Annotated in this window: 21 protein-coding genes and 2 pseudogenes; 10 read left to right on the top strand and 13 right to left on the bottom strand. The window is 69.6% G+C overall.

The features are described 5' to 3' along the window. Positions 1-5: 5 nt before the first annotated feature. Together ligD (FPZ47_RS03430) and ligD (FPZ47_RS03425) are read right to left on the bottom strand one after the other, a co-directional pair. Positions 6-896, bottom strand: coding sequence for a non-homologous end-joining DNA ligase (ligD, locus tag FPZ47_RS03430; protein ID WP_144949029.1), 891 nt, complete (start codon positions 894-896; stop codon positions 6-8). Further along, the gene (ligD, locus tag FPZ47_RS03425) at positions 896-1,891 is read right to left on the bottom strand and encodes a non-homologous end-joining DNA ligase (protein ID WP_144949025.1); all 996 of its coding nucleotides are present in this window, start codon (positions 1,889-1,891) and stop codon (positions 896-898) included. The genes ligD (FPZ47_RS03430) and ligD (FPZ47_RS03425) overlap by 1 nt, the downstream gene beginning before the upstream one ends. 192 nt (positions 1,892-2,083) lie before the next feature. On the opposite strand from ligD (FPZ47_RS03425), the gene FPZ47_RS03420 reads away from it, so the two are divergent. After that, positions 2,084-2,689: an Rv1733c family protein gene (locus FPZ47_RS03420; protein ID WP_144949022.1), complete on the top strand. Its 606-nt coding sequence runs from the start codon at positions 2,084-2,086 to the stop codon at positions 2,687-2,689. Here FPZ47_RS03420 and FPZ47_RS03415 read toward each other — a convergent pair. Both FPZ47_RS03415 and FPZ47_RS03405 read right to left on the bottom strand, forming a co-directional pair. Continuing rightward, complete coding sequence (locus FPZ47_RS03415) at positions 2,681-3,127, bottom strand: ribonuclease FAU-1 family protein (protein WP_144949019.1); 447 nt, start codon at positions 3,125-3,127, stop codon at positions 2,681-2,683. The genes FPZ47_RS03420 and FPZ47_RS03415 overlap by 9 nt on opposite strands. 82 nt (positions 3,128-3,209) lie before the next feature. Further along, the gene (locus FPZ47_RS03405; RefSeq protein WP_144949016.1) at positions 3,210-5,801 is read right to left on the bottom strand and encodes an ATP-binding cassette domain-containing protein; all 2,592 of its coding nucleotides are present in this window, start codon (positions 5,799-5,801) and stop codon (positions 3,210-3,212) included. Positions 5,802-6,031: 230 nt separating this feature from the next. Between FPZ47_RS03405 and FPZ47_RS03400 the strand changes: the two genes are divergently transcribed. The 5 genes from FPZ47_RS03400 to FPZ47_RS03380 all read left to right on the top strand — a co-directional run bounded on the left by FPZ47_RS03400 (position 6,032) and on the right by FPZ47_RS03380 (position 13,034). Continuing rightward, positions 6,032-8,098 carry a serine/threonine-protein kinase gene (locus FPZ47_RS03400; RefSeq protein WP_144949013.1) on the top strand — a complete coding sequence of 689 codons (2,067 nt, stop codon included), beginning with the start codon at positions 6,032-6,034 and terminating at the stop codon, positions 8,096-8,098. A gap of 46 nt (positions 8,099-8,144) precedes the next feature. Then, a complete protein-coding gene (uvrB, locus tag FPZ47_RS03395) occupies positions 8,145-10,301 on the top strand; it encodes an excinuclease ABC subunit UvrB (protein WP_144949009.1) in 2,157 nt (718 codons plus the stop codon). A 100-nt stretch (positions 10,302-10,401) separates the two neighbouring features. Then, complete coding sequence (locus FPZ47_RS03390; RefSeq protein WP_144949080.1) at positions 10,402-10,677, top strand: YgaP family membrane protein; 276 nt, start codon at positions 10,402-10,404, stop codon at positions 10,675-10,677. 370 nt (positions 10,678-11,047) lie between these two features. Then, positions 11,048-12,328 (top strand): NAD(P)/FAD-dependent oxidoreductase, encoded by a 1,281-nt coding sequence (locus FPZ47_RS03385; RefSeq protein ID WP_144949006.1) that lies wholly within the window; start codon positions 11,048-11,050, stop codon positions 12,326-12,328. Between the two features lie 76 nt (positions 12,329-12,404). After that, the gene (locus FPZ47_RS03380; protein ID WP_144949003.1) at positions 12,405-13,034 is read left to right on the top strand and encodes a class I SAM-dependent methyltransferase; all 630 of its coding nucleotides are present in this window, start codon (positions 12,405-12,407) and stop codon (positions 13,032-13,034) included. A 53-nt stretch (positions 13,035-13,087) separates the two neighbouring features. Here FPZ47_RS03380 and FPZ47_RS03375 read toward each other — a convergent pair whose 3' ends face one another. Beyond that, positions 13,088-14,665, bottom strand: a complete 1,578-nt coding sequence (locus tag FPZ47_RS03375; RefSeq protein WP_144949000.1) for a mannosyltransferase — start codon at positions 14,663-14,665, stop codon at positions 13,088-13,090. A gap of 307 nt (positions 14,666-14,972) precedes the next feature. Between FPZ47_RS03375 and FPZ47_RS03370 the strand changes: the two genes are divergently transcribed. After that, on the top strand, positions 14,973-15,416 hold the full coding sequence (locus FPZ47_RS03370; protein ID WP_144948998.1) for a universal stress protein: 444 nt from the start codon (positions 14,973-14,975) through the stop codon (positions 15,414-15,416). A gap of 13 nt (positions 15,417-15,429) precedes the next feature. Here the strand turns inward: FPZ47_RS03370 and FPZ47_RS03365 are convergent, their stop codons facing one another. Then, positions 15,430-16,116 carry an MBL fold metallo-hydrolase gene (locus FPZ47_RS03365; RefSeq protein WP_145039326.1) on the bottom strand — a complete coding sequence of 229 codons (687 nt, stop codon included), beginning with the start codon at positions 16,114-16,116 and terminating at the stop codon, positions 15,430-15,432. A 106-nt stretch (positions 16,117-16,222) separates the two neighbouring features. On the opposite strand from FPZ47_RS03365, the gene FPZ47_RS03360 reads away from it, so the two are divergent. After that, complete coding sequence (locus tag FPZ47_RS03360) at positions 16,223-17,011, top strand: hypothetical protein (RefSeq protein WP_144948991.1); 789 nt, start codon at positions 16,223-16,225, stop codon at positions 17,009-17,011. A gap of 63 nt (positions 17,012-17,074) precedes the next feature. Here the strand turns inward: FPZ47_RS03360 and FPZ47_RS03355 are convergent, their stop codons facing one another. Then, positions 17,075-18,106: a DUF2293 domain-containing protein gene (locus tag FPZ47_RS03355; RefSeq protein ID WP_144948988.1), complete on the bottom strand. Its 1,032-nt coding sequence runs from the start codon at positions 18,104-18,106 to the stop codon at positions 17,075-17,077. A gap of 128 nt (positions 18,107-18,234) precedes the next feature. On the opposite strand from FPZ47_RS03355, the gene FPZ47_RS03350 reads away from it, so the two are divergent. After that, positions 18,235-18,903, top strand: coding sequence for a helix-turn-helix domain-containing protein (locus FPZ47_RS03350; RefSeq protein ID WP_144948985.1), 669 nt, complete (start codon positions 18,235-18,237; stop codon positions 18,901-18,903). Between the two features lie 89 nt (positions 18,904-18,992). Here the strand turns inward: FPZ47_RS03350 and FPZ47_RS03345 are convergent, their stop codons facing one another. From FPZ47_RS03345 to FPZ47_RS03325, 5 genes and pseudogenes are all read right to left on the bottom strand, one after another. Next, a complete protein-coding gene (locus FPZ47_RS03345; protein WP_144948983.1) occupies positions 18,993-19,253 on the bottom strand; it encodes a Txe/YoeB family addiction module toxin in 261 nt (86 codons plus the stop codon). Continuing rightward, positions 19,250-19,498 (bottom strand): type II toxin-antitoxin system Phd/YefM family antitoxin, encoded by a 249-nt coding sequence (locus FPZ47_RS03340; protein WP_144948980.1) that lies wholly within the window; start codon positions 19,496-19,498, stop codon positions 19,250-19,252. Before FPZ47_RS03340 ends, FPZ47_RS03345 begins: the two co-directional genes overlap by 4 nt. A gap of 144 nt (positions 19,499-19,642) precedes the next feature. Further along, a pseudogene (locus FPZ47_RS03335) lies at positions 19,643-20,554 on the bottom strand (DEAD/DEAH box helicase family protein); the annotation flags it as partial. A 220-nt stretch (positions 20,555-20,774) separates the two neighbouring features. Further along, positions 20,775-21,212 (bottom strand): type II toxin-antitoxin system VapC family toxin, encoded by a 438-nt coding sequence (locus tag FPZ47_RS03330; RefSeq protein WP_144948977.1) that lies wholly within the window; start codon positions 21,210-21,212, stop codon positions 20,775-20,777. Next, entirely contained in the window at positions 21,209-21,478 is a 270-nt protein-coding gene (locus FPZ47_RS03325; RefSeq protein WP_144948974.1) for a hypothetical protein, read from the bottom strand. The genes FPZ47_RS03330 and FPZ47_RS03325 overlap by 4 nt, the downstream gene beginning before the upstream one ends. 113 nt (positions 21,479-21,591) lie before the next feature. Between FPZ47_RS03325 and FPZ47_RS29220 the strand changes: the two are divergent. Next, positions 21,592-22,053 (top strand): annotated as a pseudogene (locus FPZ47_RS29220) (hypothetical protein); the annotation flags it as partial. A gap of 555 nt (positions 22,054-22,608) precedes the next feature. On the opposite strand, the gene FPZ47_RS03315 reads toward FPZ47_RS29220, so the two are convergent. Beyond that, entirely contained in the window at positions 22,609-25,182 is a 2,574-nt protein-coding gene (locus FPZ47_RS03315; protein WP_144948968.1) for an SEC-C domain-containing protein, read from the bottom strand. Between the last annotated feature and the right edge of the window lie 38 nt (positions 25,183-25,220).

The raw sequence follows: 25,220 nt of genomic DNA, 5'->3' as shown, positions 1-25,220 counted from the left end.
GCAGTTCAGGCACGAAGTTTCGCCAGGCGCTCGCACGGGCCGCTCAGCGAACGCGCATGCCGGGACATGCCCGCCCACGGATCACGTTGTTCGGCAAGTCGTTTGGGCAAATCCCGGACGGTGAACCGGTTCGCCCGCAGGCCACGGGTGTCCAGTTCCTCCCATTCCAGCGGGGTGGCCACCGGTGCGCGCGCCAGCGGACGCACCGAATACGGCGCCACCGCCGTCTGCGCGTACGCGTTGCGCATGACGTCGAGATACAGTCGCCCGCCGCGTCTGTCCTTGCGGACCTCCACGGTGCGGTGGGCGGGGTCGTCGGCGGCGACGACGTCGGCCAGGTCGCGGGTGAACTGACGTGCGGTGCCGAAGTCGGTGTCGGCGCGTACGGGCACCACCACGTGCAGCCCGCGTGACCCGGTGGTCTGCACGTAGCCGATCAAACCGAGATCCTCCAGCACCCCGGCCACCGCGCGAGCCGTTGCCCGCACCACGGCGAAGTCGCCGTCGAAGGGGTCGAGGTCGAAGACCAGCCGGTCGGGGTTGTTCAGCCGGCCCCGCCGCGACTGCCACGCGTGCAGCGTGATGCAGTCCTGATTGACCAGCCAGCGCAGCGCTTCCGGACGTTCGGCCAGCGGATGGACCACGGTGCCGCCCGCCTTGGCGACCTCGACGCGCCCCATCCAGGCCGGCAGCGAGTCGGCGAAATCCTGTTGCACGAAGCCCGGTTCGCCGATGCCGCGGGGAAACCGCTGCACGGTGAGCGCGCGGCCCCGCAGGTGCGGCAGCATCGCGCCGGCGACCGCGCCGTAGTAGTCGGCGAGGTCGCCCTTGGTGATCCCGTCCGCGGGGAACAGCACCCGGTCCGGGTGGCTGATCTCGACCCGGGCGCGCGCCATCAGCGTGTCTCCCGGACGACGTCGGCGGGGTCCTTGTCGGTGCGCAGGCCCAGGTAGCGCGGATGGCGTAGCTTCCCGTCGCGCGTCCACTCGGTGAACCCGATCGCGACGACCAGTTCCGGGCGCACCCAGTGGATGCCGGAGCCGCGCACCGGGGTGCCGAACGGCGACGAGTCCCGCTCGATCTCCGCCAGCCGCTCGTGCAGGCGCACCAGCGTGGCCTCGTCGAAGCCGGTGCCCACCTTGCCCGCGTAGCGCAACTCCCGACCCTCGTGGTAGCCGAGCAGCAGGGCGCCCAACTCGACCCTGCGGCCCTGCGGGGCGGTGTAGCCCCCGACCACGAACTCCTGGTCGCGCACGCATTTGAACTTCAGCCAATGCGGCGAGCGCCGGCCGTCATACGCCGAGTCGGCCAGTTTGGCGACCACCCCCTCGTCGCCGCGCTCGCACGCCGCACGGTAGGCGGCAATCCCGTCCCCGACGCGGTGGGGGGTGTAGCGCAGCGGACCGCCGAAGTCGATGGCGCCGCGCAGCAGCCGTTTCCGCCAGAGCAGCGGCACCTCCGTCGTGGATTCGCCGTCCAGGTGCAGCAGGTCGAAAAGGTAGTAGAAGACCCGGACCCGCGATGCCCGGGCCGCGGCGGGGTCGGTGATGCCCAGGCGCCCCTGCAGCCGGGCGAAGCTGGTCCGCCGCCCCCGGAACGCCACCACCTCGCCGTCGACGACGAAGCGGGTGGTGCGCTGGGCGCCCAGCGCGTCTACCAGCTCGGGGTAGGTTCCGTTGAGCGGCTGGTGATTTCGCGACAGCAGCCGGACCTGGTCGCCGTCGCGAAAGGCCAGGCACCGCATCCCGTCGAACTTGCGCTCGAAGATCCAGCGCGGGTCACGAAACCGCTTCTCGGTCAGGGTCGCCAGGGTGGGGGCCCGCCACTCGGGGACCGACTCGGTGCGCAGCCTGCGGCGCACCGAGTCGGGGAGACCGGCGAGATCGGTCATAGACGTTCATTGTGCTCGCCCGGCGGCCCTTGGGGCGGCAGCGACGCGGGTCCCTGCGGCGCAACCGCAGCCACGCTTTCCCGGACCCGGGCCGACGGACCCGGAATGTGGGCCAGATGTCTTTCGGCCCTGCACGCGTCGCCCCGGGCGGCGCAGAATGGGGGCATAACCGTGGTGGGTGTAGGAGTTGTCGTGCAGACGTTCACCGTGGATCCGCGCCGCTGGTGGATCGGCCGGCTGTTCGCCGGCAATCCGCTGCTGCGGCGCAGCGACCGCATCGAAGTGCTGGCCGTGCTGGCGATGGTGGTGGTCGCGCTCGCGGGAATCGCGGTCGCCGGTGCGGTGGGCACCGAGGTACACGACTCCGAGCGTCGCGCCGACGCCGTCGTGGCCCGGACGCGCCAATTGGTGAGCGCGACGGTCCTCGAGGTCGGTACGGTCGCGAATTTCGACGGCTCGGAAATGCCTGTGGTGCGGGCGCGTTGGACTGCCGGTGCCGCCGCGCACACCGACACGTTCCAGTGGAGCGGCGCGGTGCGGCCGGGTGACCAGATCCAGATCTGGGTCGACAGTCACGGCGACCGCGTCCACTCCGCGCCGTTGCGTCCGGTCCTGGATGCGCTCACCGTGGCGGTGTCGATCGGCGCGGTGGCGGTGATGTGCTCGGGCACGGTCCTGGCGGTGCTGCGCTGGTGCTTCGACCGCGCCCACGACGCGCAGTGGGAGCGGGAGATACGGCACCTGGTCAACGAGGACGGTGGCAGGGCCAACGGCGCGACGCCGGGCAAGTCATCGTGACCTCCCGCGCCAGGTGAGGCGCATGCCCTTGCCGGCCACCCAGCGGGACAGGTCATAGCCGTTGCGGGCCAGCCCGTCGACGGCGTCCACCGCGTGCCGCACCGCCCGCTCGGCGACTTCCGGGGTCAGCAGGCCGTGGCGTACCGCATCGAGCAGCTCGTCGACGTCGAGCAGCGCCGCCCGCGCCCCGGTGCGGACCTCGATGTCGAGGTAGTGGTCCTCGGAATGCCACACCTGCGGGCCGGGGACGTAGTCGCCCACGTCGAGGTAGTAGTCCTGGTCGCGTTCGTGGCCGGGATTGAAGTGGAACACCGTGGCCCGCAGCCCCAGTGACGGCAGCAGCCACGACTCGAGGTAGTGGAACTGGGCGCGGCCCGGCGTGGGCCGGGCGACGTACAGGCCCCACGGGTGTACCGCGTACTCGTCGACGGTCCGCACGATGCCCTTGGGATCGGTGTTGGTGCGGGCGAGCAGGTCGAACGTCTCGTGCTTGGTCGCGTGGATGGTTCGACCCTACCGGTCAGCGGCGGAGCCGGATCTTCCAACGGACAAAGCCGGCGTAGCACACCGACAGCGCGGCCAGCATCCCCATGTCGAGCAGCCAGGTGCCCGCGGTGTGCCGCCAGAACCGGTCCTGGGCGAGCAACGTGCCGGGCACCAGGTGCCGCACGTCGACGGTCGCCGCGGCCGCCGCGTAGCCCCAACGGGCGGGCACCGCGAAGGAGAGCTGGTCCAGGGCGAGCCGGCCGGTGACCGGAACCATCCCGCCGCACAGCACCAGTTGCGCCATGATCGACACCACGAACAGCGGCATGATCTGCTCGCTGGACCGGACCAGCGCCGAGATGGCCAGGCCGAGGATCGCCGAGGCGACGCAGGTCGCCGCGACCGTCGCGAACAACTCGACGGTCGCACCGACCGTGCCGTGGCCCAGCAGCACCGGCCCCCGCGTCGGCGCGCCCTTGCCGGCCACCACGATGGTCGTGGTGATCGCCGACTGCAGGACGGCGAACGCGCAGAACACCGCGGTCTTGGCGAGCAGGTAGGCCGTGGTGGACAGGCCGACCGCCTGTTCGCGCTGGAAGACGGCGCGTTCGCCGACCAGGTCGCGGATGGTCAGCGCGGTGCCCATGAACGCCGCCGCCAGCAGCAGCAGGTTGAGTATCTGGGCCGACTCGTCGGGCGTGCCGGCGTCGGGGCCGGCCACGTGGAATCCGTGGGTGCCCGGGACGGTCAGCGACAGCGCACCGAGGATGAACGGCAGCAGCGCCAGGAACACGAAGTAGGCGCGGTCGGCGACCACCAGGCGGACCTGGCGGCGGGCGATCGTGGAGATCTGGCGCCGCAGGCTGGTGTGGACCGGTTCGCCCAGGTCGCCGGGCTCGTCGTGGTCGGGCCGGAGTCTCTGGGGCCGTCGCCCGGCGGCCCGGTGCGCCACGAAGCGGCGGTTGGCTTCGTCGGGGTCGGCGCCGACGCGGGTGAAGATCTTGGCCCAGTTGGTGGTGCCCATGGCGTCGCCGATCTGCTCGGGTGGGCCGCAGTAGGCGGTTTTGCCGCCCGGTGCCACCAGCAGCAGTTGGTCGCAGATGTCGAGGTAGGACAGCATGTGGGTGACCACGATGACCACGCGCCCGGCGTCGGCGAGTTGGCGCAGCATGGTCATGACCTGGTGGTCGAGGGCGGGGTCGAGCCCGGAGGTGGGTTCGTCGAGGATCAGCAGTGCGGGGCCGGTGAGCAGTTCGAGGGCCACGGAGGCGCGTTTGCGCTGGCCGCCGGAGAGTTTGTCGACGCGGGTGTCGGCGTGTTTGGTCAGGTCGAGTTCCTCGAGCACCCGGGCGACGACCTTGGTGCGGTCGGATTGGGTGGTGTCGGGGGGCAGGCGCAGTTCGGCGGCGTAGCCCAGGGCCTGGTTGACGGTGAGCTGGCGGTGCACGACGTCGTCCTGGGGCACCATGCCGATCCTGCTGCGCAGTGAGGCGTACTCGGCGTGGATGTCGTGGCCGGCGAAGGTGACCGAGCCGGAGGTGGGGCTGGTATAGCCGGCGATCAGCCGCGCCAGCGTGCTCTTGCCCGCGCCGGAGCCGCCGATGACGGCGGTCAGCGTCCCGGGGCGCGCGGTCAGGGAGATGTCGTCGAGCAGTTGTTTGCCGCCGGCGACGACGTATCTGACCCCGCGCACCTCGAGCCCGCCGCCGCGGATCCCGGCGTCGCCGCGTTTGACCAGGGTGCCGGCGCGGAACACCAGGTCGACGTTGCCGATGGTGACGACGTCGTCGTCGGCCAGGATCGCCGACCCGACCCGGGTGCCGTTCACGAACGTCCCGTTGACGCTGTGGTCGTGGATCTCGGTGCCCAGCGGCGTCCGGGCCAGCGTCGCGTGGTGGCGGGAGGCCAGCACGTCGGAAACGACGATGTCGCTGTCGGCGGCACGCCCGACGGTGATCGCGCCGGCCCGGTTGTGCGGCCCGCGGGTCCCCGGGCCGCGGGGGCTGAGGATGTTCACCATTCGGGTCGCCAGACCCGAGACGTCGGCGGTCTTGGCGTTGATCACCGTGAACTCGCCGGGGGGCGTCGTCCCGGGGCGCTCCGGTCCGTCGTCCACCGGCCCGGCGTCGACCGCGGTCAGCTCCTGCGGCGGCGGCATTCGCGGCGTCCTCCCGGGCGGCGGGGGAGCGGGCCGCCCCGGTCGCCGCACGGGACCGGTGAGTTCGGTCACGGACCAGGCCAGGGTGGGCGGCCCCGAGTCCCGCATCGACCGTCGCCCGGCGGGGCGGTCCGTCCGGCCCAGCCGCGGTCCGACCGCGAACGTCAGCCTGGGCCCCCGCGGATTGCCGACGTGGATGCTCTGGCCGTCGTGGATGTCGATGACCGGCATCCGGTAGCCGTTGAGATAGGTGCCGTTCAGGGAACCGTTGTCGATCGCCAGCCACCGGCCCTGATCGAACCGCAGGATCAGGTGTGCGCGCGAGATACGCGGGTCGGGGATGCGCACGTCGGCGTGCGCGTCGCGCCCGACGACCACCTCGTGGCCGGCGGCGAAGGTGAATTGGGAGCCTCCCCGGGAGCCCTCGTGCCGAACTGTCAGGATGGGCGGGGCGGGTCGACTCACCATTCAAGTATCGGTCCGTGGAGGGAGTGGTTCGGCCGGAAGCACCTGTGACTTCGCTTTGTTTCCGGCCCGCCCACTCATAGCTGTTTCATAGCTGGCTGCGACGAATCGCCCACGAAGGCTCGGCATGATGCAGGGGTGGGGTACGCCGGAAGATCCGTGCCGGACAACGATTCCCCGGACGCTGCGGCACCGCCCGTGCGCGGCGCCGGGCGATGAGGGGGAGGGCGTAGATGGACAAGGGAACGACCCGGCGGCTTGACGGCGGACGACGGCTGCTGAGCAACCCGCGGCAGGCCCGGGCGGCCCTGCGCGCGGGCTTTCACTCGCTGCCGTCGGCGACCGTCGCGCACTTGTTCCGCCGCATCCCGCCGGTCGGCTCGACCCCCGCCGCGGCGCCGCCGGCGGCCGGGCGGCCCGGCGAGGACGGGGGCTCGTCGCTGGCCGTGCACAGCGGGGAGCCGTTCGCCGGCTACACGATCCTGCGGCAGCTGGGCGCCGGCGGCATGGCCGAGGTGTACCTGGCATTGCACCCCAGGCTGCCGCGCCGCGACGTGATCAAGGTTCTCGCCGAAGCGGTCACGGCGGACCGTGAGTTCCGCGAAAGATTCAACCGGGAGGCCGATCTCGCCGCGACACTGTGGCACCCGCACATCGTCGGCGTGCACGACCGCGGCGAATTCGACGGCCAGCTGTGGATCTCGATGGATTACGTGGCGGGCACCGACGCCGCCCGGCTGGTCAAAGAGCGGCACCCGCGCGGGATGCCGGTCGAGGAGGTGTGCGCGATCCTGCACGCCGTCGCGAGCGCACTCGACTACGCCCACGATCGCGGCCTGCTGCACCGCGACGTCAAACCGGCCAACATCCTGCTCACCCATCCCGAGGACGGGGAACGCCGGATCCTGTTGGCGGACTTCGGCGTTGCGCGTCACCTGGGCGACATCAGCGGCATCACCGAGACCAATGTCGCGGTGGGCACGGTGGCCTACGCCGCCCCCGAACAGCTCACGGGCGCCAAGATCGACGGCCGGGCCGACCAATACGCGTTGGCGGCGGCCGCTTTTCACCTGCTCACCGGCGCGCCGCCGTTCCGGCACCCGAACCCGGTCGCGGTGATCGGCCAGCACCTGCACGAGGCCCCGCCCCGGCTCGGGGATGCCCGACCGGAGCTCGCGTACCTCGACGAGGTGTTCGCCAAGGCCCTCGCCAAACGGCCCGACGAGCGCTTCGAGCGGTGCCGGGAGTTCGCCACCGCCGTCGGCGAGCGCGTCGACCGGGCCGCCCGTGCGGGCGCGTCCGGCGGGTTCGCGCCATCCCGGCGGCCCGGGCCGCTCGGCGCCGCCACCGCCATGAGCCGGCGGTTTTCGCCCCGAGCCCGGTGGGCGACCGCCCTGGTCTGCGCCGTGCTGACGGCGGTGGCGGCGACCTGGTCGATCCTGTATTCCGTCCAGCCCGACAGCCCGCCGGCGGCGGCGCCGGCGCTCGCTGCCAAGCCGTCCGTGCCGGTGCCCGGCGCCGCACCGCCGGCGAGAACCGGCGGGCCGGCGCTGGACGGCACCTACCGGTTGACCTACGACCACGGCAAGCAGACCGCCAACGGCATCCCGATTCGTCACGACGGGACCGGCGCCGACTGGTGGGCCTTCCGTTCGGCGTGCACGACCAACGGGTGCGCGGCCACCGCGACCCGGCTCGACGACGCCACTCACCAGACGGCCGCCACGACCGGCGGCGGCCACACCGACACGCTGCGCTTCGTCGGCGGCTACTGGCAGGGCACCCCGCAGCAGCAGCGGGTGGGCTGCACGCAGCCCGACGGGCGAACCCGGGCCACCCAGCAGGAAACCATCGCATGGTCGTTGGCGCCGCAGGCCGGCGGGACGCTGCGCGGCACGGTCACCGAGGCCGTGCTCAGCAACGAGTGCGGCGCACGGGGAGCGGTGGTGCGGGTACCCGTGGTGGCCACCCGGGTCGGTGGCGTGCCGCCGGGCGTGCACCCGGCCGACCCCACCGGGGCGGCCGGCGCCGCGAACCCGCTCCCGGCGCCGGGGGCGCCGCCCGTCCTGGGCGGGCTGTGCGCCGACATCGACAAGCTGGCCTACGACCCGACCAACAACGAGCAGATCGTGTGCGAGGGCAACGCCTGGGCCAGGGCCCCCATCACGAACGGGGTGCACGCCGCCGGAAGCTCCTGCGACCGCCCCGGGCTTCCGGCGTTCGCCATGACCACCTCCAACGACGGGCACCTGCTCGAATGCGACCCGGTCACCCGGGTGTGGACCCGCCCCGCCGGGTAGCGCCGGCTCCGGGCCGCGTGTCGGTGGGTCGCTCTACCCTGGACACATGGCTTTTGCTACCGAGCACCCGGTCGTCGCGCACTCGGAATACCGGGCGGTCGAGGACGTGGTGCGCAGCGGGGCGCGCTTCGAGGTGGTCAGCCCCCACGAGCCCGCCGGCGACCAGCCGGCCGCCATCGACGAGCTGGAGCGGCGCATCCGGGCCGGCGAGCGCGACGTGGTGCTGCTCGGCGCCACCGGTACGGGTAAATCGGCGACCACCGCGTGGCTCATCGAGCGACTGCAACGGCCCGCGCTGGTGATGGCGCCGAACAAGACGCTGGCCGCGCAGCTTGCCAACGAGCTGCGAGAGATGTTGCCGCACAACGCGGTCGAATACTTCGTGTCGTACTACGACTACTACCAGCCGGAGGCCTACATCGCGCAGACCGACACCTACATCGAGAAGGACAGCTCCATCAACGACGACGTCGAGCGGCTGCGGCACTCCGCGACGTCGTCGCTGCTGTCGCGCCGCGACGTGGTGGTGGTCGCGTCGGTGTCGTGCATCTACGGCCTGGGCACCCCGCAGTCCTACCTGGACCGCTCGGTGGAACTGCAGGTCGGCACCGAGGTGGCCCGGGACGCCTTGCTGCGGCTGCTGGTCGACGTCCAGTACACGCGCAACGACCTGTCGTTCACCCGCGGCGCGTTCCGGGTGCGCGGCGACACGATGGAGATCATCCCGTCGTACGAGGAGCTGGCGGTCCGCGTCGAGTTCTTCGGCGACGAGGTCGAGGCGCTGTACTACCTGCACCCGCTGACCGGCGAGGTGATCCGCCAGGTCGACTCGCTGCGAATCTTCCCGGCCACCCACTACGTGGCCGGTCCCGAGCGGATGGCCCAGGCGATCGCCACCATCGAGCAGGAGCTCGCCGGGCGCCTCGCCGAGTTCGAGGCCCAGGGCAAGCTGCTGGAGGCCCAGCGGTTGCGGATGCGGACCAACTACGACATCGAGATGATGCGTCAGGTCGGTTTCTGCTCCGGCATCGAGAACTACTCGCGCCACATAGACGGGAGGTCGGCCGGGTCCCCTCCCGCCACGCTGCTGGACTACTTCCCGGAGGACTTCCTGCTGGTCATCGACGAGTCACACGTCACCGTGCCGCAGATCGGCGGCATGTACGAGGGCGACATGTCGCGCAAGCGAAACCTGGTGGAGTACGGGTTCCGGTTGCCCTCGGCGGTCGACAACCGGCCGCTGACCTGGGAGGAATTCGCCGACCGCGTCGGGCAGACGGTGTACCTGTCGGCCACGCCCGGCCCCTACGAGCTGGGCCAGGCCGGCGGCGAGTTCGTCGAGCAGGTGATCCGCCCCACCGGCCTGGTGGACCCGAAGGTGGTGGTCAAGCCGACGAAGGGCCAGATCGACGACCTCATCGGCGAGATCCGCAAACGCACCGCCGCCGACCAGCGGGTGCTGGTGACCACCCTGACCAAGAAGATGGCCGAGGACCTCACCGACTACCTGCTCGAGATGGGCATCCGGGTGCGCTACCTGCACTCCGAGGTCGACACGTTGCGCCGCGTCGAACTGCTGCGCCAGCTGCGGTTGGGCGAATACGACGTGCTGGTGGGCATCAACTTGCTGCGGGAGGGCCTGGACCTGCCGGAGGTGGCGTTGGTGGCGATCCTCGACGCGGACAAGGAGGGCTTCCTGCGGTCGTCGCGCAGCCTGATCCAGACGATCGGGCGCGCCGCCCGCAACGTCTCCGGGGAGGTGCACATGTACGCCGACACCATCACCGCGTCGATGAAAGAGGCCATCGACGAGACCGAGCGGCGACGGGCCAAGCAGATCGCCTACAACGAGGCCCGCGGCATCGACCCACAACCGCTGCGCAAGAAGATCGCCGACATCCTCGACCAGGTCTACCGCGAGGCGGACGACACGGACGTCGGGATCGGCGGGTCGGGCCGCAACGCCTCCCGCGGCCGGCGCGCGCAGGGGGAGCCCGGACGCGCGGTGAGCGCGGGCGTGTTCGAGGGTCGCGACACCGCGAACATGCCGCGCGCCGAGCTGGCCGACCTCATCAAGGACCTCACCGCGCAGATGATGGCGGCCGCCCGCGATCTGCAGTTCGAGTTGGCCGCCCGGTTCCGCGACGAGATCGCCGACCTGAAGAAGGAACTGCGGGGGATGGACGCCGCCGGCCTCAAGTGACGGATGGTTTGTTTCGCACTTGGCGGGGAACCCCTGACAAAACCAGGCCGTCCGGGATGGCCGCCTTGTGTGCCACGACGCGGGAGGGGTTGAAGTGTTGATGCAGATCGGCCGAGGCACCGCACCGATTGAACGGGGAGCGTTCGGGATGCCCCGGCCGCAAGGTTGGCCGGTGGAGCGGATCATTCACCTGTTGGCGGGTGGCATGGTGCTGGTGACTCTGGCTCTGGGGCGAAAATATTCAGCCCGTTGGAGGATTCTTACCGGTTTCGTGGGAGTCAACCTGCTGCTCGACGCGGCGGTGGGCTGGTGCCCGACCAGTGTTCTGCTGCATCGAATCGGCATCCCCACCGAGATCGAGCGGGAGTCTCGTTGAACCACGTAGTGGTAGCGGATGGTTTGGCTTCTGCGGACGAGGTCTTGCGAGATGACGTTGGCATTGGCCAGTCGCTGGTCTTGCTGCGTCGACACCTCATCGCCGTGGATGCGGTTACGGGAGCGAACGCGCGGGTGATGTTGGTTCGCCTGGCCAGTCGATTGTCGCCGAGATCGGTTGCAGCGGAAGAGTCAACACAAAGGAGGTACAACATGATTAGAATTAGAAGTCCGGCTGCCGTGAGGCCAATGCCGAGTCTCGCCGTCGACATCGACCGACCGAGTTTCCCCGGCCTCGGCGGGGCCCGAACCGGTTGGCGCCCTCCGGGTGATCGGGGCGCGGGTGGCCAGGCCGCAGGGGCGGTGGCGTCATGAGCCGCGCGCGTCCTGGGGTGGTGATCCTGGGCAGCAGCTTCGCGGGGCTGACCACCGCACGCTTTATCCGGGCACAGTGCGGCGAGGCGGTCGACATCACGGTGATCGACCGCAACCCGTACCTGATCTTCGTGCCGAACATTCCGATGGAGGTGTTCGCCGATCACGACCCGCTGGTGACGATGAACATGGAAACGGTCCGGTTCCATGACCGCGACGGCAATGCGTTCATCAACGCCTCGGTAACCGCCATCGACCCCGACGCCAAGCAGGTGGTTTTCACCCCGGCCGATCGCGCGGGCTCGGCGCCCGAGGCAATCCGCTACGACTATCTCGTGGTGGCACTGGGCAACCGACTGGCCTATGACCGGATCGAGGGTTTCGGCGAGTTCGGCGACACCGTCTCCAGCGGACACTACGGTAACAAATTGCGGCGCAAGCTTTTCGGCGGTGGTTATCGGGGCGGTCCGATCGCGATCGGGTCTGCCCGATTCCACCAGGGCCTCGAGCACAAGCCCGACTGGCTGCCGGTCGCCGAGGCAGCCTGCGAAGGGCCACCGCTGGAGTTGGCGCTGTCGATGGAGCACTGGCTCGGCGAGCACTCGATGGGCGACGCCCACAAAATCACGTTGTTCACCCCGGGTGGCACGATCGCCGAGGACGCCGGTGAACAGATCGTGAAGGAGTTCCTGGGGCTGGCCACCGACATGGGTTTCGGATACCTGTCCGACACCGAGGACGTCTCGCGACTCACTGCCGACGGCATCGAGTTCGCCAACGGCCACAGCGTGGAAGCCGAATTGAAGATCCTCATGCCCGACTGGGTGCCGCACGCATTTCTGAAGGATCTGCCGATCACCGACGAGTACGGTTTCGTGCTCACCGGCACCGACATGCGCAACTCCGATCATCCCGAGGTTTTCGCCGTGGGTGACGCCGCAGCGCTGACCGTGCCCAAGCTCGGTTCGCTCGGCCACCAGCAGGCCGAGATCGTGGCCCGCCAGATCGCGGTCGAGGTCGGAAGCCTCGACCGGGCCCAGATCGGTGACGCCTATCGACCTGAGATCATCTGCTTTGGCGACATGGGCGGACACAAGGGTTTCTACATCCATTCCGACACCTGGTACGGCGGAAAGACCAGCGTCTTCAAGATGGGCTACGCGGCGTGGGCGATGAAGATGGCGTTCAAAGAGATGTACTTCCGAACCGGCGGCAAGCCCGCCTCTTGGGGGATGCCCGCCACCGAGTTCACCATGGACCGGCTGCCGCTCCCGTGACGACTGTGGGCGTTGCCTTAGGTCAGCGGCCCATCGCTACGACACCGTTTGATAGACAGCAGGATTAGAGCATGCCATGGATGTGCAGGCGTGGGATAGCCGCTACGGCGAGGCCGGACTGTTGTGGGGGATCGAACCGAACAGGTTCGTCGCCGCTGAACTCGCTGAGGCATCGCCGGGACGCGCGCTGGATGTGGCGTGCGGTGAGGGCCGAAACGCGATCTGGTTGGCCGGCCGCGGCTGGCACGTCGTCGGTGTCGACTTCTCCGTGCGGGGACTGGAGCGGGCAGCGCAGTTGGCGAGCCACGCCGGGGTCGCCGACCGGGTCGACTTCCAGCGGGCCGATGTGGTGAGCGAGGCGCTGCCGACCGGATCGTTCGACGCGGTCATCGTCGCCTATCTGCAGCTGGCGCAGGGCGCGCGTCGGGCCGCGCTGCGCAACGCCGCGGCAGCGGTTGCACCCGGTGGCACGCTGCTCGTCGTAGGCCATGACACCACCAACCTCACCGAGGGAGTCGGCGGGCCTCAGGATGCCGAGGTGTTGTTCTCCCCGGATGACGTGGTCGCCGACCTCACCGGCCTGACGGGGTTCGTGGTGCAGAAAGCGGAGCGGGTTCGGCGGCCGGTCCCCGACGCCGAGCGGGACGCGGTCGACTCGTTGGTGCGCCTGCGACGCGAAACCCGCGACGAAGAGAGCCGCACATGATCTGCCGACGGGTGTTGGGCGACCGGGAGCCGGCCTGAACGCTCGGACCGCCGTCACCGTGTCGACTTGACCACCTGCGAGTAGTGGAACTGCCAGCGCTCGACGATGTGGAACCCGAGGTAGCCCGGGAAGCGGTACGCGGGGGCGCGTCCGAACGTCCCCGGCGGCAACGACGACCCGGCCTGGTGATCCGGCAGCGCACCGTCCTTGTTGGTGATGGTCCAGATCGTGGAGCACTGGTTGATCTTGGCCGTCGTCAGCCACACCGCGACGTGCCCGTCCCACAGCCAGCCCACCTTGGGCCCGTACGCGCCGCGCCCGACGTCGATCAGCGACCGGAATGCCCCCGGCCGCGTGGCGAGCAGCGCGCGGACCGGCCCGGGCCGCCAGCCCACGGTGTTGTCCACCAGCAGGCAGTCCCCCGCAGCGGCATGGGAGCCGATCAGGTCGGCCACCTGGCTGTAATCCCAGCCCTCTTTGGCGTACGGCCAGCGCTGGATGAACAGGTAGTTCGGCACCGCGGCGACGGCGAGCACCAGCACCACCCCGGCCATCGGCCACGGCCTGCGGGCGATCGTGGTGATGCAGACCGCCATGATGACGGCCACCGCGGGCGTGGTGAGGATCAGGTAGCGCGGGAAGTAGATCGGTTCGGCGACGGCCGAGTACCCGACGACGAGGCCGGTCGGGACCAGGATCCACGCCGCGCATAGGACCACCAGGTTGCGCGTCGCGCCGGCCGGGGCGGATACGCCGCTCAGCCGGGCCGCGGCCGCCGCGACGACCAGCACGGCCGCGAGAACGGCGAAGGGAACGCTGTGGTCGAAATACTGCCGCAGGACGATGTCGAAGGCGTAATGCCAGCTGACCGGGAAGAGCCAGTTGACCTGGAAGACCTGGCCGTGGGCGAACACGAGGAACGGTGTCATCAGCCCGACCGCGGCGGCCGAGGCGACGGCCCACCGGATGACCGGCGACTTGCGGGCCCCTGCGGGGGCCAGCAGCGGCAGCGCCACGGCGTACACGGTCACCAACAGGATCAGGTTGAGGCTGAGCAGGATCGACACCGCCAGGCCCAGCGCATACCCCACCCACAACCGCGCCGCGTTGCGCTGGACGGCGGCGACGAGCAGCACGGTCAGCCACATGGCCGCCGCGACCGCGAACGCGTAGGACCGTGCTTCCATCCCCGCCCAGGTGATGCGCGGCAGGATGGCGAACACGGCACCGGCGCACACCGCGGTCGCCCGCGGCGTGAACTGCCTGGTGAACACCGTGACGCCGGCGGCGGCGGCGCCCACGGCCAGCGCGCTGGGCAGCCGCGACCAGAATTCGGTGGGCGGGAAGATCGCGAACCAGCCGTGCATCACCAGGTAGTAGAGGCCGTGGACGGCGTCGATGCGGCCCAGCAGCCGCCACAGCTCGGGCAGCGTCCGGCTCGCCGCCGCCGAGATCGTCGCTCCCTCGTCGAACCACAGCGAAGGCCGGCACGCCCAGGCGGCGCTGACGACGGTGGCGAGCGCGGCGACCGCCCACGGGTCGAGCAACCTGCCGCATGGCAGGCGCCGCTCCGCGGCTCCCGCGGCCCCGGGGGTCTCAGAAACGCGCTGCTCGAGAGTGTGCATGGACATGACGCCTCTTACTGTAGGGCGCGGCCGATTACCTGTTCACCGGGCGCGCGCCGCGCCGGTGGCCGCGGCGCCGGCGCGGCAGACCCGCCCGCGGTCGGCGAAAATGGTGAAAAGCGCTGCAAATCAAGGCTTCCCGGATTCGTCGGGGACATTTCACGATTTGCCATCGGGGAGGATTGTCCGTCGGCCCGACGCGGACCCGCAAACGCTGGTCCTGCCGCGCCACGCGCAGGTGCGAATCTTTTCCCTGCGCGATGGGCAAACGCGATACTGTCATCTGGCTGACCAACCGGAAATGGGAGGGTGAATGGGCGCCTATCAGGTCGTGGTGGTAGGAACTGACGGCTCGGACTCGTCGATGCGCGCGGTGGATCGGGCGGCGCAGCTCGCCGGGCTCGACGCCAAGTTGATCATCGCGTCGGCGTATTTGCCCCAGCAGCAGGACGCCCGGGCCGCCGACGTCCTGGGGTCGGAGAGCTACAAGGTGTCCGGCACCGCGCCGATCTACGCGATCCTGCGCGACGCCAAGGAGCGCGCGCTGGCGGCGGGCGCCAAGAACGTCGACGAGCGGCCGATCGTCGGCGCCCCGGTCGACGCCCTGGTGCAGCTGGCCGAGGAGGAGAAGGCCGACCTGCTCGTCGTCGGCAACGTCGGCCTGAGCACCATCGCGGGACGGCTGCTGGGATCGGTGCCGGCCAACGTGTCCCGGCGGGCCAAGGTCGACGTGCTCATCGTGCACACCACGTCGTGACGAGCCGCCGGCCCTAGAAGCCGCGTTCGCGCCATTCGCGCAGGTGGGGGCGTTCGGCGCCCAGCATCGTGTCGTCGCCGTGACCGGGATAGACCACGGTGGCGTCGTCGTACACGTCGAAAACCCGGGTGGTGACGTCCTCGAGCAGCTGGGTGAAATCCCCGGGCTGCCACGTCTTGCCCACGCCGCCCGGGAAGAGGCAGTCGCCGGTGAACAGCTGGGTGACGCCGCCGGTCGCCTCGCCGTCGAGGGCCAGCGCGACCGACCCGGGCGTGTGCCCGCGCAGGTGGATGACGTCGAACGTCAGCTCGCCGATCTGCACCGTGTCGCCGCCGGCCAGCAATCGGTCCGGTTTGACCGGCAGCGCTTCGGCGTCGATCTCGTGGGCGGCGGTCGGGGCGCCGGTCGCCTCGGCGACCGCCGCCAGGGCCTGCCAGTGGTCGAAGTGCTGATGGCTGGTCACGATCAGCGCGATCTTGGGCGCGTAGCGGCGGATGAGGCCCAGCAGCGTGTCGGCGTCGTTGGCCGCGTCGATCAGCAGCGTCTCCCCGGTCGCGGAGCAGGTCACCAGGTAGGCGTTGTTGTCCATCGGCCCCACCGAAGCCTTGATGATCGTGGCGCCGGGCAGGATGCGGCGGGCGGCGGTGCCGGGGTCGACGTGTCCGGTGTAGTCGCTGTGAAGGTCGTCGGGGGCAGACATACCGTCGAGATTACGGGTGCGCCCCACCGAAGCGCGATCACTACGCAACTCCCAAGGAATCGTGGCGCGGGTGCGATCGTGCGTGCGACGACTCACTCCTGATCGTTTGGACGGTCCCTCGCGCAGCCGTGACTTCCTGCTCGGTCTCGCAGGTGTCGGCTGGGGTGGCGATCTTGATAGGCTTGTGCCCATGCTGGCAGCTCGCAGCGACATGACGATCGACGAAGTGCTCCCGCAGTTCCTGGCCGAGCAGCGAAAGCGGCTCGCGGAACGGACGTATCGCCGGTATGAGGAGGTCGTCGAGCTGCTGCGGGATTGCCTCGACGGGTACGCCTACCAGTCCCTGGACGACATAGAGCGTCACCGCTGGGAGGAGGAGTTCGCGAGCCACGAGGACGGTGCCTTCTGCCGCCTGTTCGGTCCGGAGAAGATCGCGGAGAACCTCGGCGAATTCCTCGACTACTTCATGGTGCGCAAGGTGATCGCCGGCCAGGATCTGCTGAAGGCTGCCGGCACGGTCACGGGCAAGTTGGTGCGTTGGCTCGGGGAGCGCGGCTACATCGACGGATCATCCGCCGATCAGGCTGGTGAACAAGCCCGTGAGGCCGCGCGCGATCTGCCGATGGCCGATCGCCTGGGCGCGCTGCTGCACGACGTCACCCGGCAGGCGCCTGCCATCGACCCGGATCACGTCGACGCCGGGGACTGGGTCGAGGACTACCTTCAGATCGTCGAGGTGGGGCCCGGCAAGATCTGGTTCGAGAATGGTGTCGGGCCGATCGCCGTGCCGCGAAAGGCAAGCGATCTCGCCCGCCCCGGCTGGTCGGTGTTCGTCACCGCGGCGAGAATTGCCAAGCGCTGGCACTTGCTCGAGGTCGGTGTCGTCTACCCCTGACATTCAGAGAGTCCCGCGGCGCCGCTTCGCCGGGATCCTTGCCAATGCCGCAGCGCCTGTCCATCAACCCCAGGTGCGCAGCACCTCGTCGACGCGTTCGTGTACCTGACGTCGAGCGGTTTCGCGGTCGATACCTGACATCAGCAACTGGTCGTAGTCGGTGTCGACGTGCCGGACCGAGGCCGCAACGGCACGTGTTACCGCCCCCGGATCGAGTGCCCGCCCTGCCGCGCTGCGTCCGATCCGCCCGCTGCCGCGGCTCGCCGCGTGACGCGCGATTGCCTCGGCCCGGCCGGCGGGGCAGCGCGGAAATCGTGCCCGGATGGCGGCGGCGAGGTCGGCCTGGAACCGCACGTCCTCGTCGGCCCTGCCCAGGGCGTTGCGATCCCTGCGGCGGGCGCGTATCTCCGCGTCGGACAGGCATTCCTGTTCTGCACGCTCAATCGCATCAGGCTCGACCAGAATTCCTGTGCGCTCGTAGCGTTTGCGTGACCGGCTCCACCGCACCACCACCGCCGAAAGGCGGCTGGCTCGCTTTGCACGCCTGGTCAGCGCGGCATCGCCGGCGGGCAGGAAGACCAGATGTGCCAGATCGGCGCAGTCCACACACAGCGGGCCCGCGTCCTCCATGAACAGCACGTCGCCGGTACCGCCGCACGATGTGCACGTCCATTCGTTGACCGCCCAGATCACGACAAGGTCCGGCGGACGGCTCTGCCGTTCGACCGTGCGCTGGGACAACTCCGGCGCCACCCAGTGCGTCCGATACGCCCGCTCGATTCCGTCGTCGCCGCTGACGCTGAATCGAAGCGGGCGCCGATCGCGAGTCCGGGCGAGGTAAGCGGTCTCTGACGGATTGAGGCTGTTGTGTTGCGCCCAGCGCCGCAACTCCGTCATCGCCGCCGTGATCTTGGGCAGGTTTGCCTGCACGACGCGCTCCAACGAGTCGACCCGGCCCTGCCGCCACCTGTCGAGGTGTGAAGGCGCCAGCCAGCCCAGGCCGAGCAGCACATCGATCGCGCTGACGTACCGCTGTCGGGTCAGCGCCTCCTCGGCGGTTAGCCTGACTCGCCGCTCCAGATCCTGACGTGCCATAGCTCGTTCGACCCTAGCCCGCCGGCATCACCGGCGTGGTGCTCGGCCGGCCGGTGAATTTCCGGATTTCCCGGCGTGTCGTCGGCCTGCTGACGGCCGTGCGCCCTCGACTGAGAAATACTGCAGGCATGAGTGATGATGTGCTGCTGCAAGACGTTCGGCGCTTGCGGGCGAAAGGCGCCTCGCCCAAAGAGATCGCCCGAAAGTTGCGGGTGTCGCCCGCCAAGGTCGCACCGCTGGTCCGGTTGATCGCCGCGCAGGACGCCGAGTCCCAACCCCGGCCCGACGTCGCCGAGTGTTGGATCAGCCCGGGGTGGCACGACGGGCTGACGTTCGCGCCGCACCCGGACTGGCCCGTCGACCCGGCTGCCGCAGACAGCGGGGGCGGGCTGGTCACGGTGATGGTGGTGCGCCCAGACCAGCGGTCCCGCAGCCGCGTGTGCGTGTACCTGGTCGACACGTTCTGCCTCGGCGTCAAAAACGCGATGGGCCCCGAAACGGTGTCCACCAACAAGCTGACCAAGCTTCGCCACACGGTGTTTGCCGGATACGACGGGCTCGCCGTGTCCGCACCACTGGAGTTGGCCCAACATCTGGTGTTCGGCGCGATCGAATTCGCACGTGGGCTCGGATTCGAACCCCATCCCGACTTCGCGGCCGCGGCCGACCACCTCGGTGTGTGGTCGGGGCCCTGCCCGATTGAGTTCGGATACAACGGATCTCCGTATTACATCGAGGGTCCGTACGACGATGTCGGCGCCATCGCGAAGACGCTGGTCGGCACCCGGACCAGATAAGCACGCGCCCCTTTGCCGGCTCGAAGAGCGGCGAATCCTGTTGCGCTGCAACATTTAGGCGAAGTCGCCAACACCGCCGCAGCAGCTGCTCACTTGGTGTAGCGGTAACGCGCCTGCAGGACGACAATTGCGGTGTCGGTCACGAGGTAAACCAATCGGTGCTCCTCGGTGATGCGCCGTGACCATCCGGCTTGAATTCCATATTTCAGTGGTTCGGGCTTACCTATCCCGGTGTGCGGATCGCGCACGGTGGCGTCGATCAGCTTGTTGAGGCGCTTCAATGTGGAACGGTCGGTGTCTTGCCAGTGGCGGTAGTCCTCCCACCCCTGCGGCGTGAAAAGCAGATTCACTCGCGATCAAGGGGTTGCTCGGTGACCTCCCCGCGCCGATAGGCCTCGTGGGCGTCGAGAAGCCGACGGGCGTTGGCAGGGGAACGAAACAGATACGCGGTCTCCACCCAGGCCGCATAGTCATCTGCTGACATCAGGACCGCGTTTCCGCGCTTGGAGATGATCTCGACGGTTGTCCTGTCACTGTTGACTTGCTCAATGAGAGGGAAGAGCCTCTTGCGGGCCTCGCTCGCGGTGAGAGCCATGACCATCACCTCCGATTTCTCTGGTACAAAATATTGTACCGCATGATCCGGTTCGCGGTCGGTCGACCGGCGGAACTACCCGCTACTTCGACCTGAAAAAGTCGCGCCGGTACTGAGCCGCGGTGTTGGGTAGTGCCTGTACGGTTGCGTGTCCTTGCCGGTCGCGCCCAGGTCGCGCAGCACCCGGCCCACCATCGCCTTCGGGGTCTCCTTGAACGGGTCGTCGGTGCGATCGCCCTTGAGGAGCAGGCGCGTGTTGCGCGCGACGTTGCGAATCTCCTTGGCGTCCTTGAGCTGAAAGGCGTGAAAATTCGTGATCACGATACGGGCCTGCTCCAGGCCGCCCTTGAGGTCGGCGGGGATCAAGTCACGAAGGTCGTAGTAATTCTCGGGGTCCTCCGGCAGCAGCACCCGCAGCCGGTCCCTGATAGTGATGCCCGGCGTGACGACCAGGAAGCGGTTGCAGAAGCGAGCGTCCCGCGGTGTCTGCGCCTTGTTCAGCGTCTGCCAGGCGATCAGCATCGCCATCACCACGGTCTTGCCCGCGCCGGTCGCCATCTTCAACGCGGCTCTCGGCAGCCCGCCGTTGTGGGCGTCGTTGTGCGGTTGAAGTCGCCGACGCCAATCGGTCACGCCCTTGCGGCCGGCGACCTCGGTGAGGAAGATCGCCGTCTCGGCGGCCTCACGCTGACAGAACAGCACCCTGTTCTTCCCGGTCCGGGTCGGCCCAGTGCTGCAGGTCGGCCCAGTGCTGCAGCAGCTTGCGGCTGATCGGCGTAACCCCGGAGTGTCCCCACCTCTGCGCCACGCGGCGACGTCGCGGCGAAGGTCGTTGATCAGGCTGTTCCGCTCGCGCCGCTCGCCCGTGGCGTCGAAGTCGAACGCGCTTTGCCCTGCGTCCGTGCCCTTCTTGGCTACCGTGATGGGGATGAACGACTCGCTGGGCCGGCGGCCCTCGCGGACCTGGCCCGTCGGGCCTTGGGGGCCCACCTCGTAATAGCGGTCGGGCTGCTCGTAGGGCGAGTTGAGGATCGGATTGTCGATCGATTCACTCACCACGGTGCTCTTTCCTGCTCGGTTTCCTTGTGCAGATCCTGCCAGCAACGGGAATATGCGTGCGCGAAAAGTGTCATCGTCGGCCACGATAGAACGCGCTACCGACACAGCGCCCAGCGAGCAGCGGGAATGCCGAATTCCTCTCCCTCAGGTAATTTGCGCTCGGTCCAGCACGCGGGAGATCCTCTCGGGGCATGTCCCGGTGGACTTGCTCATCGGATCAGCGGTCACCGCCGCGTGCCGGTTGGACCGTGATGATCGGGCAGCCGATCGGGGCGCCGGATCGTTCGATGCGAGCATCACTGGTGAGCAGCGCGGCCCCGTGACGTTCCGCGCTGGCGAGGTAGATGGCGTCGGGATATCGCAGGAAGGTTTGGGCGAGTGCCCACGCGCGCCTGACGTCGGTCCAGGGCGTGGCTTCGATGGTGATCTCCAGGGCCTCCGCGTCCAGCAACGCCTGTTCGATCTCGGCGGCCTGCAACGGATGCCCAGGTCGGTTTGCGGCTGCCGCGAGGCCGGACAGGATCTCTACGGCCAGATGTCCCGGGGCCAGGAGAGATTCGGAAGCGGGGTGATCGGCGAGTGCCTGGCGGGCTGCCTGACCCCGAGCCCCGGAGTCGGTCACCGCGTCAATGACTACCGAGGCGTCCACGATCACGTGGCACGGCCCAATTGCGCCCCTCGCGCTGCGTACGCGTCATCGATGGCGTCGAGCACCGCTTGACGGTCCTGCTCGTCGACTTCGCGCTGATTTACCAGCCGTGCCGCGACCCGGCGCAACGCTTCACGTCGGCGCAGATGAGCGGCCTGCGCGTGCACTGCCTCAAGCAGGTAGGCCTGTAGTGACATATTTCGCGCAGCCGCCGCGGACCGGATCTGGTCGAGGTCATCAGACGGAACATCGCGGATCAGCACACTGGGCACCGTGAGATGCTATTACCAGTGATATCGATATTGCAAGCAACGTAGAGCCTCGGGTCAACATCCCGGCGGTGTATCTCAGACTGGGCATAATCACCCTCGTGGCAGCCAAGCGCATGGACCGCGAACAATTCTTCGGAGTGGTGTCCGGGCTCGACGAGGAACGCCTGCGCAAGGCGTTGTGGAATCTCTACTGGCGCGGCACGGCGAACGTGCGGGAGCGCATCGAGGTCGAGCTGGCCGGCGACGGGAAGGCTCGGCCGCCGCGGCGCGCACCGGCGCCGGCCGATCCGGAGACGGTGCGCGACGAGGTCGACGACTTCGTGTCGCTGGCCCGGGCGGGCGCTTACCTGGGCGGGGACCGGCGGGTGACACCGCGCGAGCGGTCACGCTGGCGCTTCACCTTCAAGCGGCTCGCCACCGAAGCCCAGGATGCGCTGCGCGCCGAGGATGCCGGGCCCGCGGCGTCCGCGCTGGAGCAACTGATCGACCTGGCTTGCGACGCCCGCGGTTACGACTATTTCCGCTCCGAGGATCCGGTGGCGGCGGCGGGTTTCGTCGTCTCCGATGCGGCGGCGGGGTTGTGGGCCTGGACGTGGGAACGCCAGGGGTTTCAGGCATTCGCCGAAACCGCTGCACCGCAGTTGATTCGGTGGGAGTCCCGGCACGGCTGGACCCGCTACGGTGACGGCCCGGTCAGGGCGAAGGAGACGACGCTGGCCGTCGTGCTCGCGCGGATGCTGCGCGTTGCCGACACCTGGGAAGGCTTCGCCGAACAGTACGTGCGGGCGCTGGACCGGCTGTCGGGCGGCGGCGCATCGGCGCGCCGAACCCGGAGTTCCGGCGACGCCGGGCGGGAGCGGGCGGGCGCGCTGGCGGACTGGCACGGCCTGCTGCTGGAAAATCTCGCGGACACCGACGGCGGCCCGCTGGACAGGATCGCCGCCCACGCCGCGTTGGGCGGTCCTGAGCAGACGTTTCTGGCCGCGCGGCTCGCGCACCGCCGCGGCAACACCGACATCGCCCGCGACCTGGCGGCACGGTGTCTGCACACGCTGCCCGGCCACCAGCAATTCCGCGAATTCGCCGCGGAGGTCGGCGTGACGCCCCCGGTGTGAACGCCGCCAGCCCGGCTACCGCAGGCCGAGCGCGGCGCGCAGCCGGTCGGCGTCCATGCCGCCGCGGGCGGCCGCGCCGGCGGGAAAGCTGTCGAGGAGTTTGATCAGGTCGCCGCGCCGGGTGGGGTCGTCGGCGGCTTGGCGCGGCGTATACCCGTTGAGTGCGGGGATGGGCTCATTGATCCAGCGGGTTTCGTATTCGCGGATGAACTCGCCGAGAAACCCGGCCACCTCGGGGTCGTCGGGGTCGAGCGCGCCCGCGCCGGTAGTCGGCAGCTGTTTGGCCAGCTTGGCCGCCTCGCGGGTGTCGCGCACGGGGCGCCGGTCGTCGTCGAGCACCCTCATCGCCGGATCGAGGCGTGCCAGCGTGGCCAGCACGCGATCCATCCGCTTTTCGCTGTTGGTCTCGATGCGCAGCGTGTCGCCGTCGAGGACCAGGGTGGCGCGGATCCGTTGCAGGCCATCGGTAATGACGTGCTCGAACCACTGCGCCGGCTCCTCGCCGTCGACCCGGTCGTAGGCCTCGTCGAGCGCGCCCTGGATGCCGGCCGGGTCACCGACGCGCACGACGGCCTCGCAGATGGCCAGCGGATCGCCCTCGGTGTTGACCAGCGTCGGCGGCGCGAACCGGCGGGTCAGCTGCGCCACCAGCGTCACCGGGTCGGGTTCGTTGTCGAGCAGCGCGATCAGCGGGTCTCGCTCGTGCAACGCGACCGGTTCGATCCCGCCGAAGATCACCATCGCGTCCCCGGTGGGCATCACGCGGGCGCACACCAGCTGCCCGGGCTGCAGTTGACGGCTGGCCGTCCGCTCGACCACCTCGTGGGTGTCGCCGGTGCGCACGTCGCGCACGGTGACGCCCTGGCCGGGCCGCACCTGCTCGACCTCGAACACCGACCGTTCCACCAGCAGCCATTGCTGCGCCAGCAGCCGCTCGTCGTCGGGCAGCAGCGAGCCGCGCACCTCGAGGAACTCCGCGAACGCGCCGCCCTCGAACAGCACCGCGTCCAGCACCAGGGGATCGGCCAGCGCCGCGGCCAGCGCGTCGTCGGGGTCGTCGTCGTCGGGGTCGTGATACCGCCAGCGTTCGTAGTTCACCTCGGCCAGCAGGCCGGTCCAGCCGCTCACCAACGTATGGTGGCACGCCTTTGCATACAACCAGTTCACCCGCTCGGCCAGCGGCAGTTCCTCGCGGCCGAGATGGCATTTCTTGTACTTGCGGCCCGACCCGCACCAGCACGCCTCGTTGCGGCCCAGGTCGCGGCGCGGCTGGGCGCGGTGCCGCTCCAGCAGCTCCACCAGCGGGTGGTCGGGTTCGACGCCGGCGCGGCGCAGCAGCGCCAACCCGCGTTCGGCGTCGCCGCGATCGGAGGCGACGCGGGCCAAATCGACCAGTACCGGCGGCCAGTCGGTGTTCATCGACTCGGCCGCCAGCAATTCGCGTTCGGCCGCGTCGACATCGCCGGTCCGCTCGTGGGCGACGGCGCGCAGCCACCGCAACGCCACCCGCGCCGAGCGGGGCACCTTGGGCTCCAACACCTCGGCGAACAGGCCCAGCGCGGCCGCCCCGGCCGGGTCGGCGTGGACGGTCTCGGCCACCAGCAGCTGCGCCAGCAGCGGGTCGGCCAGCGCGGCGCCGAGCTGACCGCCCAGCTCGAGGAACGGGCTGGTCGCGGGCTCGGTCGCGTCCCCGCCGGCTTCGGACGCAACGTCCTGCGGCGGTTCGTCGGCGCCGAGCAGCACCAGCGCCATCCGCTCATGCAGCTTGATCAGCGTGTACAGCGCGAATGCGTCGTCGGGGTCGAGATCGTGGCGCAGGGCCAGCACCGCGCACCCGCGGTCGAACTGCCACACGGCGAAGTCGAACCCGGCGGGTGCCAGCCACTCGCCTTGATGTGCTAGACCGCAGTTTTCGGCGATCTCGCACAGCGGTGCCAGCGGCTCGGTGAACACCGCGGGATCTTCGGCGCACGCGGTCCAGACCGCCTCGGCGAAGAACGTCGGCTCGTCGGGGTCGAGCAGGTCCGCCAGCCGGGCGCCGACGCCGGCGCCGGGCGTGGGTGTGCCGATCAGCTCGACCGCGAGGCCGTCGGCGGTCAGCCGCATCCCGACCAGGTCGCCCGCGGCGGCCCCCAGCGCCGCCAGCGTGCCCGGCTCCAGCAGCAGCGCCCCGTCCGGGTCGACCGCGGTGGCCGGGATGTCACGCTCTTCGAGCAGTTCGTCGTCGAACGAGTCCAGCACCAGCTGCACCGCCGAGCCGTCGGCGAGCCGGCCGAACTGCTCGTGCTCGCAGAGCGTGATGATCGGGTCCAGGTCCGGGGTCACCGCGAGCAGGTCGTGGACCGCCTCGTTCGCGCCGAGCCGGTGAGTGAACACCCGCCCAGCCAGCAGCGTGGGCAGCCACCCCCATCGATCATCAGCCAACTGCACTGCACGGCAATCGATTTCCAGCCGAAGCGCGCCCAGGACGGCGTCCGAGTTGGTCACGCCGGCATCCTGCAGCCGACGTGCGATGTCGTCCTCGTGCAAGGGGCCGTGTTCGGCCAGGATTGCCGCCAGGGTCTGCATCGGATCGATCTTTGCCGCCATGCCGGCCACTCTATGTCGCGCCAGGCCCAGCCGCGCCG

It is taken from the genome of Mycobacterium helveticum, from assembly GCF_007714205.1.
Classification (GTDB): Bacteria; Actinomycetota; Actinomycetes; order Mycobacteriales; family Mycobacteriaceae; genus Mycobacterium; species Mycobacterium helveticum.
The sequence above is the reverse complement of the archived record's forward strand: the minus strand, read 5'-3'. Positions and strand labels throughout refer to the sequence as shown.